The organism is Mammaliicoccus sp. JADD-157, assembly GCF_049310805.1.
GTDB classification, from domain to species: domain Bacteria; phylum Bacillota; class Bacilli; order Staphylococcales; family Staphylococcaceae; genus Mammaliicoccus; species Mammaliicoccus lentus.
In genome coordinates this window covers 73,847-92,238 of record NZ_JBMOVZ010000003.1, presented here as the reverse complement: position 1 = coordinate 92,238, position 18,392 = coordinate 73,847, and the positions used below count along the sequence as shown (strand labels likewise).

Below are 18,392 nucleotides of genomic sequence, written 5' to 3'. Positions count from 1 at the left end.
ATGTGTATTTATGATTTTGAAATTTCAATAACGGTATCAATCAATACTTGAATACCTTTTTCTATTTGTTGTGGTTCTGTTCTTTCTAATGGTGAGTGACTAATACCATCTCTACATGGCACGAAAATCATAGCTGTTGGACATATTTTTGCAAGGTTCATTGCATCATGACCAGCACCGCTAAACATATAGCGATAACTTATATTTAAGTCTTGTGCTACATTTTCTATTTCTTTAGCAATTTGATGATCTAATGTCACAGGGCTATCGTGACCTAAATCTTCAAGTGTATATTCAATACCACGTGCATTTGTTACATCTTCTATGCTTGTTTTGATTTTTTGTACTACTTCATTTCTTGGCTCGATTGATTTTCCTCGAACATCTATAAGCAATGTTACATCACCGGGTATAGCGTTCATGGAATTTGGATGTACTTTTGTATAGCCGACTGTTGTGACGATGCCTTCTTTATGAAATTGATTACCAATTTTCTCTATATTTAATATGATTTCTGAAGCTGTTGTTAAAGCATCTTTTCTCATTGGCATCGGTGTAGAACCAGAATGACTTGTTACACCTTTTAGTTTTAATTTAAATCTGTGAGGTGCGGCAATATGTGTGACAATACCTATATCTTTCCCTTTATTTTGTAGAATGGGTCCTTGCTCGATGTGTAATTCTAAAAATGCTTTCATATCTGAATTCTTTCTAGGGACTACTGTTGTACTGACATCTTGTTTGAGTGATTGAACGACATTTAATAATGTTTCATCGTTGTTATCTTTAATTTGTTCCATTTGTGACTTTGTTAGAAATCCACAAAAATATTTACTACCGAGTGTTGCCTGGTTAAATCGCGTTGACTCTTCAACTGTGAAAGCAACAATTTCTATTGGATGATCAGTTTCAATATTATAGTCGTTTAAATGTCTAACAACCTCTAATGCTGCAACAACACCAAGTAGTCCATCGTATTCACCACCTTCAATGACTGTATCTATATGAGAACCGATTACGACTGCTGGCAAGTCATTGTATTTACCGCTTCGTCGTGCAATTACATTTCCCATAAAATCAAAATAAACATTCATACCTTCTTGTTGGCATAACATTGAAAACTTGAGCGCAGATAATCTTTCTTGATGTGTAAAAGCAATTCGGTTTATACCGCCTGTATCATCATTGCGACCATATTGATTAAATGTTTCTAAAGTAGATAAAACTCTTTTAATATTCATTTCGAACCTCACTTTATATTTTTTAAAAATTCAACAGCTTGTTCATAAATTGATTCAGTATAAGATGTAGGGGTACGGTCAAAATCATGTTCCTCAGTTTGTACGATAACCTTTTCAGTCACTGGTATATTTTGTTCAACAAAGTTGCTTTCACTACTAGGAACATCTGGGTCGTGTTTACCATGTACAATAAATGTAGGTGGTAATTTTTTTAATTGGTTTGGTTGTAAATTAAATTTTGAATCAGTTGAATGTTCTACACCTAAATATTTAAACCAATTTCCATTACCACGAGCGTATAAATATAAAATATATCGCTCTTGTATTGGAATTGATGTAATAGGTTTAGAATGTATCATACTGTTGATTAAATCAGGCGTAATACTTTCGGTTAATTTTTTATATTGAGCATGAGATCTTAAAAATTGGGGTACATGAATACGAGCATAGCCATAAAAATCAATAATACCTGCAGTTTCTTTGTGAGCTGCAACTTGAAATGCCAAGTAACCTCCAGCTGAACGTCCAAAAACGTAAATTGGCAAATCTTTATAGTAATTATGCGCGAAATCATAAGCCTCAAAAGCATCTTGGATAATACAATTTAAATCCACTTCAGGTGCTAAACGATAGTCCGCAATAATAATATTGAAACTTTGATTTAAAATGTTTAAGTATTCTTTAGGTAAGTCATCAGGTTCTCCGGATAAAAAACCACCGCCATGATAATAAACGATACTACCTAAAGCTTTTGAATCTTTTGATGACAATATTTTCATGTTTAATAAAAAGCCGTCTTGAGCCTTCACTGTCTCTATTATATGAGACATATTTAATCACTTCCTTAAAAATGTATATTTCTCTAACTATATTATCTCAAGTAAAGAGAAAATAGTATTTGTTGATTATGCATAAAAAGCTATTAGTTTCTTGTGTGAAATGTAGATGAACTGACAAAAAATAAATCTTATAATGAAAGAGAACGAACAAAGGAGTTGTGTTGTATGGATATAAAATCGTCTTTTGAAGCATTAGACAAGCAATTCACCAGTTTTGGTGGATTAGAACAAGGCGGCATTACGCGCTTGCTTTATTCAAAAGAATGGAAAGAAGCGGTAACACAATTAGAAACAGCATTTAAAGAAATTGGATTAGATGCACAATTTGATGATGTTGGGAATTTAACTGGTAGACTGCAAGGCACTAAATATCCTAACGAAGTTATCGTATCAGGGTCACACATTGACACAGTGGCAGAAGGTGGACATTTAGATGGGCAATTCGGAATATTGTCAGCATTAGTTGCCATCCAATCTTTAAAAGAAGAATTTGGTGCACCACTGCGATCATTAGAGGTTTTATCTTTAGCTGAAGAAGAAGGCAGTCGTTTCCCTTATGCTTTCTGGGGAAGTAAGAACTTCTTTAATTTAGCTGACAATGCAGATGTTAAAGATATTGAAGATGCAGAAGGTATAAAATTTGTCGATGCTATGCGTGATGCAGGATTTGGTTTTAGACAAAACGATACAGTCAGAGATGACATCAAGGCTTTTGTTGAAATGCATATTGAACAAGGAAAAGTTCTTGAAGCTGAAGGCAAATCAATTGGAGTTGTAAATGGTATTGTTGGTCAAAAACGTTATACAGTTAACCTAAAAGGTGAAGCAAACCATGCTGGAACGACTCCGATGGGATTAAGAAAAGATACGGTAGTTGCTTTTAGTAAAATTGCAACTCAATTAACGGAAAAAGCAGTATCAATAGGGGATCCGTTAGTTTTAACATTTGGCCATGTTACGCCAGTTCCAAACACTGTAAATGTAGTGCCTGGTGAAGTAACATTCTCAATTGATTGCAGACATATTGACCAAGAAGCATTGGATCAATTTGCAAACGAAATTGAAACAACTATTCAAACTATTTGTGATGAAGATGGTATAACATGTGATATCGATCGTTGGATGGATGAAGAACCAACATTAATGGATGAATCAATTGTTAAAGTCATTGAGTCATCAGCTCAGAAAAAAGTTGGCGATCAATATAAAGTTATGCCATCAGGAGCTGGTCACGATTCACAAATATTTGCGAAATATGTACCAACAGCAATGTTATTTGTTCCATCTATTGATGGTATTAGTCATAACGTCAAAGAAGAAACAAATATCGAAGATCTTGTTAAAGGAATCGAAGTATTAAAAGAAACACTTTATGAATTAGCTTATAAAGAATAAAAATATAAAAATAAAGGAGCATTTTATAATGGGATATTTAAATCATAATCAAGGATACAGAGAAGGTTTATTAGAGACACGTTCAGTAATTAAGAAAGACAATTATGCGGTAATTACGCCAGACGGTTTAGTAAATAACGTTGTACCTGGCTTTGAAGATTGCGATATTACAATTTTAGGTTCACCAAGATTAGGTGCACGTTTCGTTGACTACTTAGTTACATTGAAGAATCAAGGCGGAAATAAAGAAGGCTTTGGTGGAAATGGTGTTCAAACATTTATCTATGTTGTTTACGGAAAAATTAATGCTTATGCAGATGGCAAACAATATCAATTAAATGAAGGCGGCTATTTATATGTACCACCTCACTTAGAACTTACATTTGAAAACAATAACAATGGCGAAGACAGCCGTGTATTCTTATACAAAAAACGTTACCAACCAATCGAAGGCCATACACCAGAAGTTGTTACAGATAACGTAAATGATTTAAAACAAGAAGCGTATGAAGGTATGGAAGAAGTACTTGTTCAAGACTTACTACCTAAAGAAATTGCATACGACATGAATATTCATATCTTGTCATTCAAACCTGGCGCTTCTCACGGTTACATTGAGACACACGTACAAGAACATGGTGCTTACGTATTAAGTGGTAGAGGTATGTATAACCTAGACAATGACTGGTTACCAGTTGATAAAGGCGACTATATCTTCATGGGTGCATATTCACCACAAGCTACTTATGCTGTAGGTTTAGATGAGCCATTCGCTTATATTTATTCTAAAGATGCAAATAGAGACATCGAAATATAAAGGAGATAATCGGCAATGACGGAAGAGGCTTTAGTATATGTTGAACGTAATAAGTTACGTCAACTTATGAAAGATAAATTAATAAAAGCAGGCTTACCAGAAACTCAAGCTGACAAATCCGCGGATCTATTAATATTTGCTGATGAAAGAGGTGTGCATTCTCACGGAACCGTGAGAATGCAATATTATTCAGAACGTATTAAAAAAGGCGGATATAAATTATCACCAGATTTAAATTTTGAACAAACAGGTCCTGCTTCTGGTATTTATCATGGCGACAACGCTTTAGGGCATTATGTTGCATATGAAGCAATGGAAGAAGCAGTGAAATTAGCAAAAACATCAGGTATTGGTATCGTTGGTGTTAAAGAAATGGGTCACAGTGGTGCAATTGGTTATTTTGCTAAACAAGCAGCTGAACAAGGTATGGTTGCTTTAACTGTATGTCAATCAGATCCGATGGTAGTACCTTTTGGTGGAACTGAACCGTATTTTGGCACAAATCCAATAGCGTTTAGTGCACCAAGAAAAGATGCTTCACCAATATTATTTGATATGGCAACAACTGTTCAAGCTTGGGGCAAAATATTAGATGCACGTAGTAAACATAAATCTATTCCTGATACTTGGGCTGTAGATGACAAAGGTGAACCAACAACTGACCCACATGAAGTAAGCGCTTTATTACCAGTAGCTGGTCCAAAAGGTTATGGACTAATGATGATGGTTGATATTTTATCAGGTAGTTTATTAGGACTACCGTTTGGTAAACATGTTACTTCAATGTATAAAGACTTAACAGAATATCGTAGATTAGGTCAGTTACACATTGTTATTAATCCTGCTTATTTTGGTGACGAAGAAAGATTTTTAGAACAGATTTCACAAATGGTGGAAGAGTTACACGCAGTACCACCAGCAAAAGGATATGACAAAGTTTATTATCCAGGTGAAATTCAAGAAGATGTTATTAAAAAATACCAAGAAACTGGTATTCCAGTAGCAGAAGAAATATACGAATATTTAATTTCAGATCGCGTTTATTAATCCAAAGGAGAAGAGGTGGCGTTATGCGTCTTTCAAAACAAGAACTATTCAATCTTATGAAACAAAAATTAATTAAAGCTGGTTTAAACGAAGAAGCAGCGTCTGATGTTTCAGATGTTTTAACATTTGCTGACCATCGTGGTATTCATTCACATGGCGCAGTACGTGTTGAATATTATGCAGAAAGAATAGCCAAAGGAGGTATAACGGCTGATCCAGACTATACATTTGAAAAGACTGGACCAGCAACTGCCACATTTGATGGTGATAACGGTCCTGGACATCAAGCTGCAAAGCAAGCTATGGAAGAAGCGATAGAGATGGCTCGAGATAATGGCGTTGCAGTAGTAGGTGTTAAAAATATTTCTCATAGCGGCGCACTAGGCTACTTTGTTGAAATGGCAGCTAAAGAAGACATGGTAGCGATAAGCATGTGTCAATCTGACCCAATGGTAGTACCTTTTGGTGGAACTGAGCCATATTTCGGAACAAATCCAATTGCATTTAGTGCACCATCAAATGATGATCGTATTATTACTTTTGATATGGCAACGACTGTACAAGCATGGGGGAAAGTATTAGATGCGCGCAGTAAAAACGAATCTATTCCTGATACTTGGGCAGTAAACGACAAAGGTGAGCCAACAACTGATTCAAGAGATGTACATGCTTTAGTACCTGTTGCAGGTCCAAAAGGCTACGGACTTATGATGATGGTTGATATTCTTTCTGGAAGCTTGTTAGGTGTGCCACACGGTATACATGTTTCATCTATGTATCAAGATTTAACCAAAGGAAGAGACTTGGGACAATTACACATTGTTATTAATCCTTCTTATTTTACAGATTTAAATCAATTTAAAAAGCAAATCACGACTATGCTCGATGAACTAAAAGAGCAACCGGCAGCTGAAGGATATGGAGAAATATATTATCCAGGAGAACGCGGCAAATTAAGAAGTGAAAAGTATGACGAAGAAGGCATAGAGATAGTAGACGATATTTATAATTATCTAATATCTGAAGACGTACATTACGATAGATATCACGGCAAAAATAGATTTGCCGAATAATAATTGGAGGAAGAAAATGTTATATACAATTATTAAAGAAAACACATACCAAGATTCAATTGTATTAATGTTATTATCAAATAAATTATCAGCAATTGACGGTGTGAATAAAGTTTCAATAATGATGGGAACACCAGCAAATAAAGATATATTTAAATCATCAGGTTTAGGAACAGAAGAATTAGAAGATGCTAAACCAAACGATATTGCTATCGTTGTTGATACAGAAGATGAAGAAAAAGTAGAAGAAGTAAGTAAAGCAGTAGATGAAGAATTAAAAGGCAATAGTGAAAAGGAAGAAGCATCAAATAATAAAGAAGCTTCAAATTGGAACCAAGCTTTAGATTTAGCAAATAATCCTAACTTAGCAATGATTTCTATACCTGGTCAATATGCTGCTATGGAAGCAGATAACGCTTTAAACAATGGCTTACACGTCTTCATGTTTAGTGACAACGTTGCTAAAGAAGACGAAGTAGCGTTGAAACAAAAAGCTAATGAAAAAGGTTTAATGGTTATGGGACCAGACTGTGGTACAGGTATTATTCATAGTGTACCTTTAGCATTTACAAACATCGTGAACGAAGGCGACATTGGTGTTGTAGGAGCATCTGGTACTGGTATCCAAGAAGTTACAACAATTATTGACCGTGAAGGCAAAGGTGTTACAAACGCAATCGGTACAGGTGGCCGTGATTTATCAACAGAAGTTGGTGCGGTTACAATGTTAGATTCAATCAAAGCTTTAAACCAAGATCCTAAAGTAAAAGTGATAACTGTAATTTCTAAGCCCCCAGCTAAAGAAGTAGAAGAAAAAGTATTAAATCTTTTACGTAATATTGAAAAACCAGTTGTAACACTATTCTTAGGTCATAAACCAGAATTTACTGAGAAAAATATTCATCATGCATACACATTAGAAGAAGCAGCTCGTGTTTCTGTACAGTTATCTAACGGCGAAGAACCGAACTTTGCAGCTTCAACACTTAAAGATATTAATGTTGAACTAAAAGATAATCAAACTGGTATTAAAGGTTATTATTCAGGCGGTACTTTAGCTTCTGAAGCAGCAATGTTAGTTAAAGATGCTTTAAACGTTGAAAGTGAAGAAGCTGAAGGATTTACTTTGAAAGCAAATAATCACGAAGTAATCGACTTAGGTGATGATATGTATACTCAAGGTAGACCACACCCAATGATTGATCCTGGAAAACGTATCGAAATGTTAGAAAAATCTGCAGATCAAGAAACAACTGCTGTCATTATGCTTGATAACGTAATTGGATATGGTAGCCATAATGATATGGCAAATGAATTAGCACCAACAATCTCAAGTATTAAATCTAAAGTTCAATCAGAAGGTAGAGATATTGCAATCTTAGCTACTGTAGTTGGTACTGAACATGATCATCAAGGTTATGAACAACAACAAGAAACATTACGTGAAGCTGGTGCAATTATTTGTGATACAAACGATCAAATGGTTCGTACAGCTATTGAATTAGTAGGTGGAAAAGTAGAACAACCTGAATTACAAGTTCAAACATTTGAAGCAACTAAAGTTGATTTAACAGTTGATGAAAAAATTATGAACCTTATCAATATGAAACCAAGTGTTATTAACATAGGACTGAAAAGTTTCGCTGAAGCGGTTGAAAACAGTGGATCAGAAGTTGTTCAATTTAACTGGCGTCCAATAGCAGGTGGAAATGAAAAATTAATGAAAGTCTTACAATTTTTAAATAATTATGAAGGAGAGTCAGTATAATGGGATTTAAAACAATTGATGAAGCCAATCAAGCCGTTATAGATAAAATGGTTGCTGCTGCACCGTTCTTAGTAGATGTAGTCCCAGCAAAAACTAAAATTCCAGAATTAAAAGAGAATGTTCTTTTACATGCAGGGCCTCCAATGACATATGACGATATGACAGATCCAATGCAAGGTGCATGTGTCGGTGCGATTCTTTTTGAAGAATGGGCTGATGACGAAGCAACTGCTAGAAAAATGTTAGAAAATGATGAAATTACATTGATACCATGTCACCACGTAAACGCGGTGGGTCCAATGGGCGGTATTACTTCAATGAACATGCCAGTACTTGTTGTAGAAAACAGAGAAAATGGTAACGAAGCATATTGCCAAATGAACGAAGGTATCGGTGCGGTTATGCGTTTCGGTGCATACAATGAACAAGTTATTAATCGTCTACATTGGATGAAAGATGTACTTGGTCCTGTATTAGGTGAAGCAATTCGTTCACTAGAAGATGGCATGAACGTAAACGTGCTTATCGCAAAAGCTATCGCTATGGGTGACGAATTCCACCAACGTAATATTGCTTCTTCATACGCATTCTTACGTGATATAGCACCAGTTATATCTTCATTAGACCACATTGATAACGAAAAACGTACAGAAGTAATACAGTTCTTATCTGATACAGACCAATTCTTCTTGAACGTTGCTATGGCAACTGGTAAAGCAATGATGGATGCAGCAAGAACTATTCAATCTGGTACAGTAGTTACAGCTATGACACGTAACGGTAATCAATTCGGTATCCGTATCGCTGGTATGGGAGACGAATGGTTCACTGGGCCAGTAAACACACCACAAGGACTGTATTTCACTGGTTACTCAGCAGACGATGCAAACCCAGATATGGGAGACTCTGCAATTACAGAAACAATAGGTGTAGGAGGCATGGCAATGATTGCTGCTCCTGCAGTGACACGCTTTGTAGGCACAGGCGGCTTTGATGATGCATTACAAACAAGTAATGAAATGACAGAAATCACTATTGGTGAAAATCCTAACTTTGCTATTCCAACTTGGAATTTCAAAGGAGCTGTATTAGGAATTGATGCTAGAAAAGTAGTAGAAACAGGCATTACTCCAGTTATTAATACTGGTATTGCACATAAAGTAGCAGGCTTTGGACAAATTGGAGCGGGTACTGTACATCCTCCAATCGAATGTTTCGAAAAAGCAATTACAGCTTATGCTGAGAAATTAGGATTCTAAGATGATTTTAAATGCAAGTGCGACAGGTAGTGTCGCACTTGATTTATTAAGAAAGCATGATGCTTTTTATGTGCACAGTATATTTAAAAAAGGCTTTAATATCATAACGAATCAACAAGATTTAATATTCATAGGTACTGACGAAAATGGTCGGTTCCCTTTCGGTATACTTGTCGATTCATATACGAGAGAACAGCTCATTTCTGAAATTGAGATTGGGGCACAACTGAAAGTTCAACATCATACCTTAAACATTAATCATTTAAAGTTAAACTGGAAAGTTGATGTTCTCGATTTAGAACAAGATTTTGATCAATGTAATGTACCGTTATTAAAAGAACAATTGGATAAATTTTCTTTTGCAGATTATGAAGAATCAGAATTTACAAGTTCAAAAATAGATGAATTTTTAGTAGCACTGAGCTCGAAAGAAGTAGATATTGAACCTTATTTAAAATATTACATTGGTAGAGGACAAGGTCTGACGCCAACAGGTGATGATATTATAACTGGAATACTTTATGCAAATAAATTAACACCATTTATAGAGACATCAAATTTATTAAAATTAAAACAATTATTGAATGAACATCTTACAACAGTCGTTAGTGAAGCCTTTTTAAATTGTGCTTTAGACGGGTTGTTTAGTTCGAAAATTACAAAGCTTCAACATGAAGCATCGGAAAAAGCGATAAAAGAATTAATATCAGTTGGTTCATCCTCAGGAATGGATACACTTTATGGTATTTCTCTAGCTTTACATAAGGAGTGGAATTAATGGGTAAAAGAGTCGTGCTTGCTTTAGGTGGAAATGCTATTTTACAACCTAAACAAGAAGCAACATATGACAATCAATACAACAATGTCATAACAGCTACAGAGAAAATGATAGAAATAAGAAAAGCAGGCCATGAAATTGTTGTTACACATGGTAACGGACCTCAAGTAGGAAATATTATTGCTCAAAATGAGTATGCTAAAGATAACGTTCCAGCATTACCTATAGACGTTTGTAGTGCAGAATCACAAGGTATGATTGGTTATATGATGGAAATGGCATTGAAAAATCATTTGAATAAAGATAAAATTAATGCAAACGTTAGTACATTATTAACTATGGTAGAAGTGGATAAAGATGACAAAGCGTTCAGTAACCCATCTAAACCAATAGGCGTATTCTTTGATGAAGATACAGCAAAAAGCCTAGAACAAAATAAAGGCTTCACAATGGGAGAAGATGCAGGTAGAGGTTACCGCAGATTAGTACCTTCTCCAGAACCACTTGTTATTCATGGCGTTGAAGAAATTAAAAGTTTACTAAGTAAATCAATTATTATTTCTTTAGGCGGTGGCGGTATCCCAGTATATCGTAATGAAGAAGGAAATCTTGAAGGTGTAGAAGCTGTAATCGATAAAGATAGATCAGGCTTAAAACTTTCTGAACAAGTAGAAGCAGACGTGTTCATGATGTTAACAGATGTACCAAATGTTTATATTAATTATGGTAAAGAGAACGAGAAGAAATTAGAACAAATTTCAGTTGAAGAAGCTGAACAATATGTGAGCGAAGGACAATTCCCAGCAGGTAGTATGTTACCTAAGATTGAAGCTGCTATTGAATTTGCTAAGACAGGTAATGAAGCAATTATTTGTTCATTAGGCGAAGCAGTAGATGCTTTAGAAGGTAAAGCTGGCACACGCATTGTAAAATAATCAGCTACTGTCAATATTATGAAAGAGTCTGAGACAATTATTTATGTCTTAGACTCTAAAAATTTTATATGGAGGTGAGGATTTGGAAGAACAAATGAAAAAATATCATTTTAAAGATATTTGGATTGTTTTATTAGGTATGATATTTGTAGCTTCAACGTTAAGGGCACCATTAACTTCTGTTGGTCCGGTTGTTGACTCAATTAAATCTACATTAGAAATCAATAATAGTTTGGCTGGATTTTTAACAACAATACCTTTACTTATATTCGGGATTGTATCTCCGTTAGTATCGAGAGTTGTTACTAAGTTAACAATGTCAGGTGCAATTGTTTATGCACTAATTTTATTAATGGTTGGTTTATTCTTACGTGTATCTGGCGGTATTAATTTATTTATTTTCGGTACAATCTTAATTGGTGTGGCTATCGCATTCGGAAACGTTTGTCTACCTAGTTATGTGAAATGGAAATTCCCATTACAAATAGGTTTATTCACCGGTATTTATAGTGCGACGATGAACTTTACTGCTGGTCTGGGTGGTGGACTAAGTTATCCCTTATCCCAAATCTCACCATTAGGATTCCGTTTGTCATTAGCGTTTTGGGTAATATTAGCAGTATTAGCGCTTATATTATGGATGCCTCAAGTTAAAGGTGGAAAAGCCGAGGAAATTAAAGCTACTAAAGAAATGCAAGCTAAAGCACAAGGACCTAAACCTAAAATGGTAACTTCTAAGTTAGCATGGGTTGTTGCGTTAACAATGGGCTTCCAATCTATGGTGTTTTATACAGTAGTTGCATGGGTCCCTTCCATCCTAATAGATAAAGGACTATCACCAACTACAGCTGGATATTTCCTTATGTTGAACCAATTTTCACAAGTACCTATGACATTTCTATTTCCAATAATTGCTTCTAAAATGAAAAATCAAAAAATACTCGTAACAATTATAACGGTGCTATTCTTAGTTGGCTTCAGTTTACTATTTAGCCAATCAATTGTTTTACTAGCAATTAGTATGGTTATAGCGGGTCTAGGAATGGGTGCATGTTTCAGTATATGTATGACATTCTTCTCAATAAGAGCAAGAACAAGTGCAGGTAGCATGTCATTGTCTGGATTCGGACAATCTATCGGTTACTTTATTGCAGCAATTGGACCGTTCTTCGTTGGATATTTACATGATTACTTCGGCGGATGGGACGTAGGTATAATCGCATTACTTGTTATATCTGTTTTAACGTTTATATTTGCTATACAAGCAGCACAAGATGTATATGTAGAAGATCAATAAAAGTTATAAAATAATACTCCTAATCCGATTTAACGGATTAGGAGTATTTGTTTATAATTAGGGATTGTAATAGTTTTTTGTTGTACTTGGATTAATGAGATAGAAAATCCAATAAGAGGGTATGTAGTTGGATTAACGAGATAGAAAATCCAATAAGAATGTGGTTCGTTGGATTAATGAGATAGAAAATCCAATAAGAGGGCGTGTATTTGGATTAATGAGATAGAAAATCCAATAAAGGTATGTATAGTTGGATTAATGAGATAGAAAATCCAATAAGAGGGTATGTAGTTGGATTAACGAGATAGAAAAACCAATAAGAGTTGAAGAGGGTGAGACGCCTTTGTGTCCCACCCTCTATTTTAATCAAAATTATGATTCATAATATTTAACAAGTGTATCTAATGCTTTAACAGGATTTAATCCTTGTACGCCTTGTTGTTGTAAAAATAAAGAGAATATAGATAAGAAAGTAAGTATGTTTTGTTTTTCTACTACATAGCCCATTAAGCCAATTCTCCATATTTTTTTTTGTAGTTCGCCAAATGATCCAGCGATTTCTACACCGTAATTTTCTAATAATGATTTTCTAAATTCGTTAGGTTCTACACCTTCAGGGATTTCAACGCAAATGACCATTTTCATTTCATGGTTTGCATCTCCATAAATTTTTAATCCAAGTGCTTCTAGTGCGCGTTTTAAACCTTCGTGATGGTAAGCATGACGTTCAGCTCTATTTTCAACGCCTTCTCCTACAGCAATTTTTAAGCCGGCATTTAATGCATAAACCATAGCTGTTGCTTCTGTATGGTGGTTTAAACGTTTAGGACTCCAATAATCTTGAAGTTGTGTTAAATCAAAGTAATTACTTCTTATGAAAACTTCTTTCTCTGTTTCTTCGTTAGTTCTAATACCTTCTTCAACACGTTTTCTAGTATTAATTGCTTCACTAAAACGCTCATTGAAAGTAATTGGTGTGATGCCAGACGGTATAGATAAGCATTTTTGAGCACCGCCAATAACAGCGTCTAATTCCCATTCGTCAACTGGTATAGTTGTACCTAAGTATGTAGCAACGGCATCCACTACTGAATAAACGCCTCGTTCTTTACAAGCTTTACCAACCTTATCAATAGGTTGCTGGCGTCCGGTAGATGTTTCGCCGTGAACAATTGCTAATGCTTTAGGTTTTATGATATCTAATGCTTTAATAATTTCTTCTTGTGGTAGAACTTCTCCTACAGGACATTCAATAGTATGTACGATACCTCCAGCACGTTGAACTAGCTCTGCGAATAAATGTCCAAACCTACCTATAATTGGAACTAAAACACGATCTCCTGGCTCGACGATACTTGAAATAACAGCTTCTAATCCCGCTCTGCTCGTACCATCAACAGGGAATGACCATGTATTTTCTGTTAAAAATGATTTTCTAATCAGTTCCATTGTTTCATCCATTATAGCTGTAAAGTCCGGATCAAATTGACCAAGTATAGAGTTGCTCATTGCTTGTGAAACACGTGGGTCTACACTTACAGGACCTGGTGTCATAATTAATCTTTTTGCTATTTTCAATTCACTCATATTAAGTTCTCTCCTTTACACTTTTCCTTTTTAATTGTATCAAATTATTAATTCAAGTTCTTTGTATAATTATACAAAAAAGCATATAACTTTTATTAAAAATGACTAAAAATTGTGATTATTCAGTTATTGCATCTGCAAGTAATTTATAAGACTTTTTCTTATCTTCAAAATTATAAATATTAGTAATAATCATGAATTCATCAGTTTGATAATATGTTTCAAGTTCTTTTAATTTTGCTACGACTGTTTCTGGAGACCCGATAATACAACGTTTTCTATTTTTCTTAATTAAATCCTGTTCTTCATCTGTAAAATCTTCAACGTTGATTTCTTTAGAAGACAATACTATAGTCCCTCGACCTTTGCTAACATTAATTAACCATTTATCTTGGCTTAGAGCAAGTTCTTCAGCCTCTTCATCAGTTTCAGCACATACTACAAAAATACATACAATACTAGAAGGTGATTGCTGACTAATAGAAGGTTTAAAGTCATTATAATATCGCTCCATTGCTATTTTTCCATACTTAGGATTGATAAAATGACCAAATACAAAGCCAATTCCTAAATTCGCAGCATTTTTTGCACCATTTTCAGTTAATCCTAATAACCACATTGGAGGAGGATTATCGATACGAGGTCCAGCTTTCACAAGTCTGAATTTATGATCTCGAGGAAGTGAATTATATAAGAAACCTTGTAAATCACTAACTTGTCTAGGGAAATCATCAATAGGTTTAATGTGATTATCGGTTAAAGCCTTTTGTGTAGAAGGCGAACCACCAGGTGAATTACCAAATCCAATGTCAATACGATTAGGGAAAAATGCTGATAATGTCTTAGCATTTTCTGCAATTTTATATGGGCTGTATTGAGGTAACAAAATACCACCAGAACCAACACGAATTTGATTTGTCGAAGCGGCTATATTTGTCATTAATATCTCTGGTGAAGAACTCGCTAATCCACTCGTATTATGGTGTTCCGCAACCCAATAACGGTGATAACCTAACGATTCTGTCCATTTTGCTAATTCAATTGTCTTCCTTAATGTTTCCTCAGGCGTGTCACCTTTAGAAATGGGTGCCTGATCCAGTACACTGAGTTTCATATAGCATGCTCCTTTATGAATAAATCTTATTTATAACTTACGTTTGTATTTTAATGAAAGATAGCCTTCCTCTTTAGGGAGTGTGTTCATTGGTTTTTCAAATTGGAATTGAAAACCGTTTGTTTCATAAAAAGGAATTCCCATGTAGTTTTCTTTTAATACTGATACCCATTGCTCTTTTGCACCACGTTCTATTTGATCGCTTGTGATTTTATGTAATAATTTCGTTCCAATACCTTCTCTTTTACGAGTAGGATCTAAATAAAGGACATACAGTTCAGAACTACTATCATTACGAAAACCTCCACCACCAGCTCCAATAATTTTACCTTTATCGGCTGCTACAAACCAACCATTCCAATAATGATTAATATTTAAAATTTCATTTGTTACACGAACTTTATTATAAAACTCATTAATAATTTGAGTGATATATTTTTGAGGAAGGATGTTTTTGTATGTGGCTTTATAACCTTCAGAACATACGTAAATAATACCTTCAACATCTTCTACTGTCGCTAATCTATAATTCATTCAACCACACTCCTTTTACTCTTAATTAAAGTATAACTTAAAAATAAATATTGTTTTAAAATCTGCTTATGATGTGATGATGCTACTTATGAAAGTTGCAAGTCGAGGTCCACTGCTACAAAGCCCCCCGAATGTTGTAAGACACGTCTTACGTTCAATATAGCTTCTTATTATTTCAACCATACAATTAAAAATTTAACATGTACGTACAATAAAATAACATTTGACATATGTACGTACATGTAATATTATCATTTTAGAAAGCGTTTACAAAAAAGGGGGAGGCATTTTTTTATGGAAGATATAAATAATCCTATAGTGTTACAAAGGGCAGATCCATTTGTATTACAACATGAAGGCCAATATTATTTCACAGGTTCGTATCCTTTATATGATCGTATTATTTTAAGAATATCGAATTCGTTAAACGGTTTGAAAGATGCAAAGGAATACACAGTATGGTTGAAAGATTCCAAAGGAGCTAAGAGTAAATTAATATGGGCTCCTGAATTACATAGAGTCAATAACAAGTGGTACATATATTATGCTGCTGCGCCTAATACTAATATTGATGATGATACTTTTAATCATAGAATGTACGTATTAGAAAATGAATCAGATAATATTTTAGAAGGTGAATGGGTAGACAAAGGGAAAATTGATACAGGATGGGAAACTTTTGCTTTAGATGCAACAGTATTTACTTTAAATAATGAACTTTATTATGTTTGGTCTCAACAAGATTTAAACATTAAAGGACATTCAAATATTTATATTTCTAAAATGAAAAATCCTTGGACTTTAGAAGGTAAAATCACATTACTAACTGTTCCTGAATTCGAGTGGGAAGTCAAAGGTTTTTGGGTGAATGAAGGACCAGCTATTTTAATAAAAGATGAAAAAATATTTTTAACATATTCAGCAAGTGCAACAGGTATCGATTATTGTGTAGGGATGTTAAGTGCCGATATTAGTAGTGATTTGCTGAATGCTGAGTCTTGGACTAAAAATAAAAAACCAGTGTTTGAAAGTAGTATTGAAAATAAGCAATATGGTCCAGGTCATAATTCATTTACTAAATCAGAAGATGGTAAACATGATATCATCGTTTATCACGCAAGGAATTATCAAAACATCAAAGGAGACCCTTTATTTGACCCTAATCGTCATGCTAGGGCTCAGATAATTAATTGGGATGAAAATAATAACCCTCAGTTTGGGGTACCGTTACCAGATAATCGTTGGACACCAGAAACTCCGGAAGTATTAGGAGGCGAAGTCCATGAATAAATTTAAGGATAGTGTGTTCTGGAGATTTGGGGGCATTAATTTCTTTTATTTTGCTATTTGGACTTTAATAATAACTTTTTTGCCACTTTGGCTAAATAGAGTAGCTAATTTAGATGCATCACAAGCGGGTATTGTATTCGCTACAATGTCAGTAGTAGCGATTATATTAGAACCTATTTATGGAATTATTCAAGATAAATTAGGATTGAAAAAATATCTGTTTGCATTTGTCATTTTTTGTTTAGCATTAATTGGACCGTTTTTTGAATATTTATTTATACCTTTATTAGATATGAACGTGCTAATGGGAAGTATTATTGGAGGTTCATTCCTAAGTCTATGTTTATATAGTGGTGTAGGCGTGGTTGAAGCATATTGTGAAAAATCAAGCCGTGCGAATAAATTTGAATATGGACATACTAGACTATTCGGTTCACTTGCAGGAGGTTCATTTGCGTTTATAGGTGGAATTATGTTTATAAAAAATCCATTCAGCATTTTTTGGGTGTGTTCAGTATCAGCACTTTTACTAGGCGTCATACTTTGGAGCATTAAAGTAAAGAAACTTAATTATCAAAAAGATGATAACGTACAAGATGAAAAAGATTTTGTAAACAAAGAAAGTATCTTTAAGTTATTTAAAAACAAAAGTTTTTGGGGTCTTTGTTTATTGATAATCGGTAGTGCAAGTTTATACGATGTATTTGATCAACAATTTCCTAATTACTTTATCAGATTCTTTGATGATGCCTCATCAGGTGAAACACTGTTTAGTAGACTTACATCTACTCAAATATTCATTGAAGCAATTGTGATGGTATTTATGCCATGGATTATTAATAGAATAGGTGCAAAAAATGGCCTGTTTTTATACGGAGTTATACTATTCATTAGAGTAGTGGGAACTGCATTTACGGATGAAGTTTGGCTATTATCATTCTTTAGATTGTTAGCGGCAATTGAAATGCCATTGATGCTTATTTCTATTATGAAATATATAATTAGCGTATTCGACGTAAGATTATCAGCAACAGTTTATATGTTAGCATTTAACGTAGCGAAGCAACTTGGAGTCGCTTTCTTCTCAATTGTAATCGGTAGGTTATATGTAGAAATAGGATTCCAATACACGTATTTAGTAATGGCAGTTATAATCGGTGTTTTAGTTTGTTTAGGAGCAATGCTTATGAAAACAGACAAAGTACCATTAACAACATTATCATTGAATGAACAAAGTATTCATAAGACGTGATATAAAGCAGCATTATATAATAATAAAACACTCCATTCAAAGCGAAATCTTTGAATGGAGTGTTTTTGTATTGAAAGAGACAGCTTTTTTACAATTCGAAATGAAAACCAAATTGAATGGTAGTGTATAAATTAGATTTATTTAAGCGCTTACATTATTTCCGAAT

The 18,392-nt window shown here is 34.3% G+C and carries 16 protein-coding genes; 11 read left to right on the top strand and 5 right to left on the bottom strand.

The window, feature by feature from the left end; genetic code table 11:
- Positions 1 to 8: 8 nt before the first annotated feature.
- Positions 9 to 1,241 (bottom strand): M20 family metallo-hydrolase, encoded by a 1,233-nt coding sequence (locus tag ACO6VN_RS09670; RefSeq protein WP_135022222.1) that lies wholly within the window; start codon positions 1,239 to 1,241, stop codon positions 9 to 11.
- 8 nt (positions 1,242 to 1,249) lie between these two features.
- Positions 1,250 to 2,071: an alpha/beta hydrolase gene (locus ACO6VN_RS09665; RefSeq protein WP_016999001.1), complete on the bottom strand. Its 822-nt coding sequence runs from the start codon at positions 2,069 to 2,071 to the stop codon at positions 1,250 to 1,252.
- Positions 2,072 to 2,245: 174 nt separating this feature from the next.
- On the opposite strand from ACO6VN_RS09665, the gene allC reads away from it, so the two are divergent.
- The 9 genes from allC to ACO6VN_RS09620 all read left to right on the top strand — a co-directional run bounded on the left by allC (position 2,246) and on the right by ACO6VN_RS09620 (position 12,449).
- Positions 2,246 to 3,475, top strand: coding sequence for an allantoate deiminase (gene allC, locus ACO6VN_RS09660; protein ID WP_016999002.1), 1,230 nt, complete (start codon positions 2,246 to 2,248; stop codon positions 3,473 to 3,475).
- A 28-nt stretch (positions 3,476 to 3,503) separates the two neighbouring features.
- The gene (allE, locus tag ACO6VN_RS09655) at positions 3,504 to 4,292 is read left to right on the top strand and encodes a (S)-ureidoglycine aminohydrolase (protein ID WP_016999003.1); all 789 of its coding nucleotides are present in this window, start codon (positions 3,504 to 3,506) and stop codon (positions 4,290 to 4,292) included.
- Positions 4,293 to 4,307: 15 nt separating this feature from the next.
- The gene (gene allD, locus ACO6VN_RS09650) at positions 4,308 to 5,339 is read left to right on the top strand and encodes an ureidoglycolate dehydrogenase (RefSeq protein WP_194200526.1); all 1,032 of its coding nucleotides are present in this window, start codon (positions 4,308 to 4,310) and stop codon (positions 5,337 to 5,339) included.
- Positions 5,340 to 5,362: 23 nt separating this feature from the next.
- On the top strand, positions 5,363 to 6,412 hold the full coding sequence (allD, locus tag ACO6VN_RS09645; protein WP_016999005.1) for an ureidoglycolate dehydrogenase: 1,050 nt from the start codon (positions 5,363 to 5,365) through the stop codon (positions 6,410 to 6,412).
- Between the two features lie 16 nt (positions 6,413 to 6,428).
- Positions 6,429 to 8,180: an acyl-CoA synthetase FdrA gene (locus ACO6VN_RS09640; RefSeq protein WP_194200527.1), complete on the top strand. Its 1,752-nt coding sequence runs from the start codon at positions 6,429 to 6,431 to the stop codon at positions 8,178 to 8,180.
- Entirely contained in the window at positions 8,180 to 9,439 is a 1,260-nt protein-coding gene (locus ACO6VN_RS09635; protein WP_016999007.1) for a DUF1116 domain-containing protein, read from the top strand. The genes ACO6VN_RS09640 and ACO6VN_RS09635 overlap by 1 nt, the downstream gene beginning before the upstream one ends.
- A gap of 1 nt (position 9,440) precedes the next feature.
- Positions 9,441 to 10,217, top strand: coding sequence for a DUF2877 domain-containing protein (locus tag ACO6VN_RS09630; protein ID WP_422404582.1), 777 nt, complete (start codon positions 9,441 to 9,443; stop codon positions 10,215 to 10,217).
- Positions 10,217 to 11,152, top strand: a complete 936-nt coding sequence (arcC, locus tag ACO6VN_RS09625; RefSeq protein ID WP_422404581.1) for a carbamate kinase — start codon at positions 10,217 to 10,219, stop codon at positions 11,150 to 11,152. The genes ACO6VN_RS09630 and arcC overlap by 1 nt, the downstream gene beginning before the upstream one ends.
- Positions 11,153 to 11,234: 82 nt before the next feature.
- Entirely contained in the window at positions 11,235 to 12,449 is a 1,215-nt protein-coding gene (locus tag ACO6VN_RS09620; RefSeq protein ID WP_228086099.1) for a CynX/NimT family MFS transporter, read from the top strand.
- A 372-nt stretch (positions 12,450 to 12,821) separates the two neighbouring features.
- Here the strand turns inward: ACO6VN_RS09620 and ACO6VN_RS09615 are convergent, their stop codons facing one another.
- The 3 genes from ACO6VN_RS09615 to ACO6VN_RS09605 all read right to left on the bottom strand — a co-directional run bounded on the left by ACO6VN_RS09615 (position 12,822) and on the right by ACO6VN_RS09605 (position 15,684).
- Positions 12,822 to 14,036, bottom strand: coding sequence for a pyridoxal-phosphate-dependent aminotransferase family protein (locus tag ACO6VN_RS09615; RefSeq protein ID WP_422404580.1), 1,215 nt, complete (start codon positions 14,034 to 14,036; stop codon positions 12,822 to 12,824).
- A 118-nt stretch (positions 14,037 to 14,154) separates the two neighbouring features.
- Positions 14,155 to 15,150 carry an LLM class flavin-dependent oxidoreductase gene (locus tag ACO6VN_RS09610; RefSeq protein WP_422404579.1) on the bottom strand — a complete coding sequence of 332 codons (996 nt, stop codon included), beginning with the start codon at positions 15,148 to 15,150 and terminating at the stop codon, positions 14,155 to 14,157.
- 30 nt (positions 15,151 to 15,180) lie between these two features.
- Positions 15,181 to 15,684 (bottom strand): GNAT family N-acetyltransferase, encoded by a 504-nt coding sequence (locus tag ACO6VN_RS09605; RefSeq protein WP_194200532.1) that lies wholly within the window; start codon positions 15,682 to 15,684, stop codon positions 15,181 to 15,183.
- A 294-nt stretch (positions 15,685 to 15,978) separates the two neighbouring features.
- Here ACO6VN_RS09605 and ACO6VN_RS09600 point away from each other — a divergent pair, with 294 nt between their 5' ends.
- Complete coding sequence (locus ACO6VN_RS09600) at positions 15,979 to 16,974, top strand: family 43 glycosylhydrolase (protein ID WP_194200533.1); 996 nt, start codon at positions 15,979 to 15,981, stop codon at positions 16,972 to 16,974.
- Positions 16,967 to 18,226 (top strand): oligosaccharide MFS transporter, encoded by a 1,260-nt coding sequence (locus ACO6VN_RS09595; protein WP_070045073.1) that lies wholly within the window; start codon positions 16,967 to 16,969, stop codon positions 18,224 to 18,226. Before ACO6VN_RS09600 ends, ACO6VN_RS09595 begins: the two co-directional genes overlap by 8 nt.
- Positions 18,227 to 18,392 lie beyond the last annotated feature (166 nt).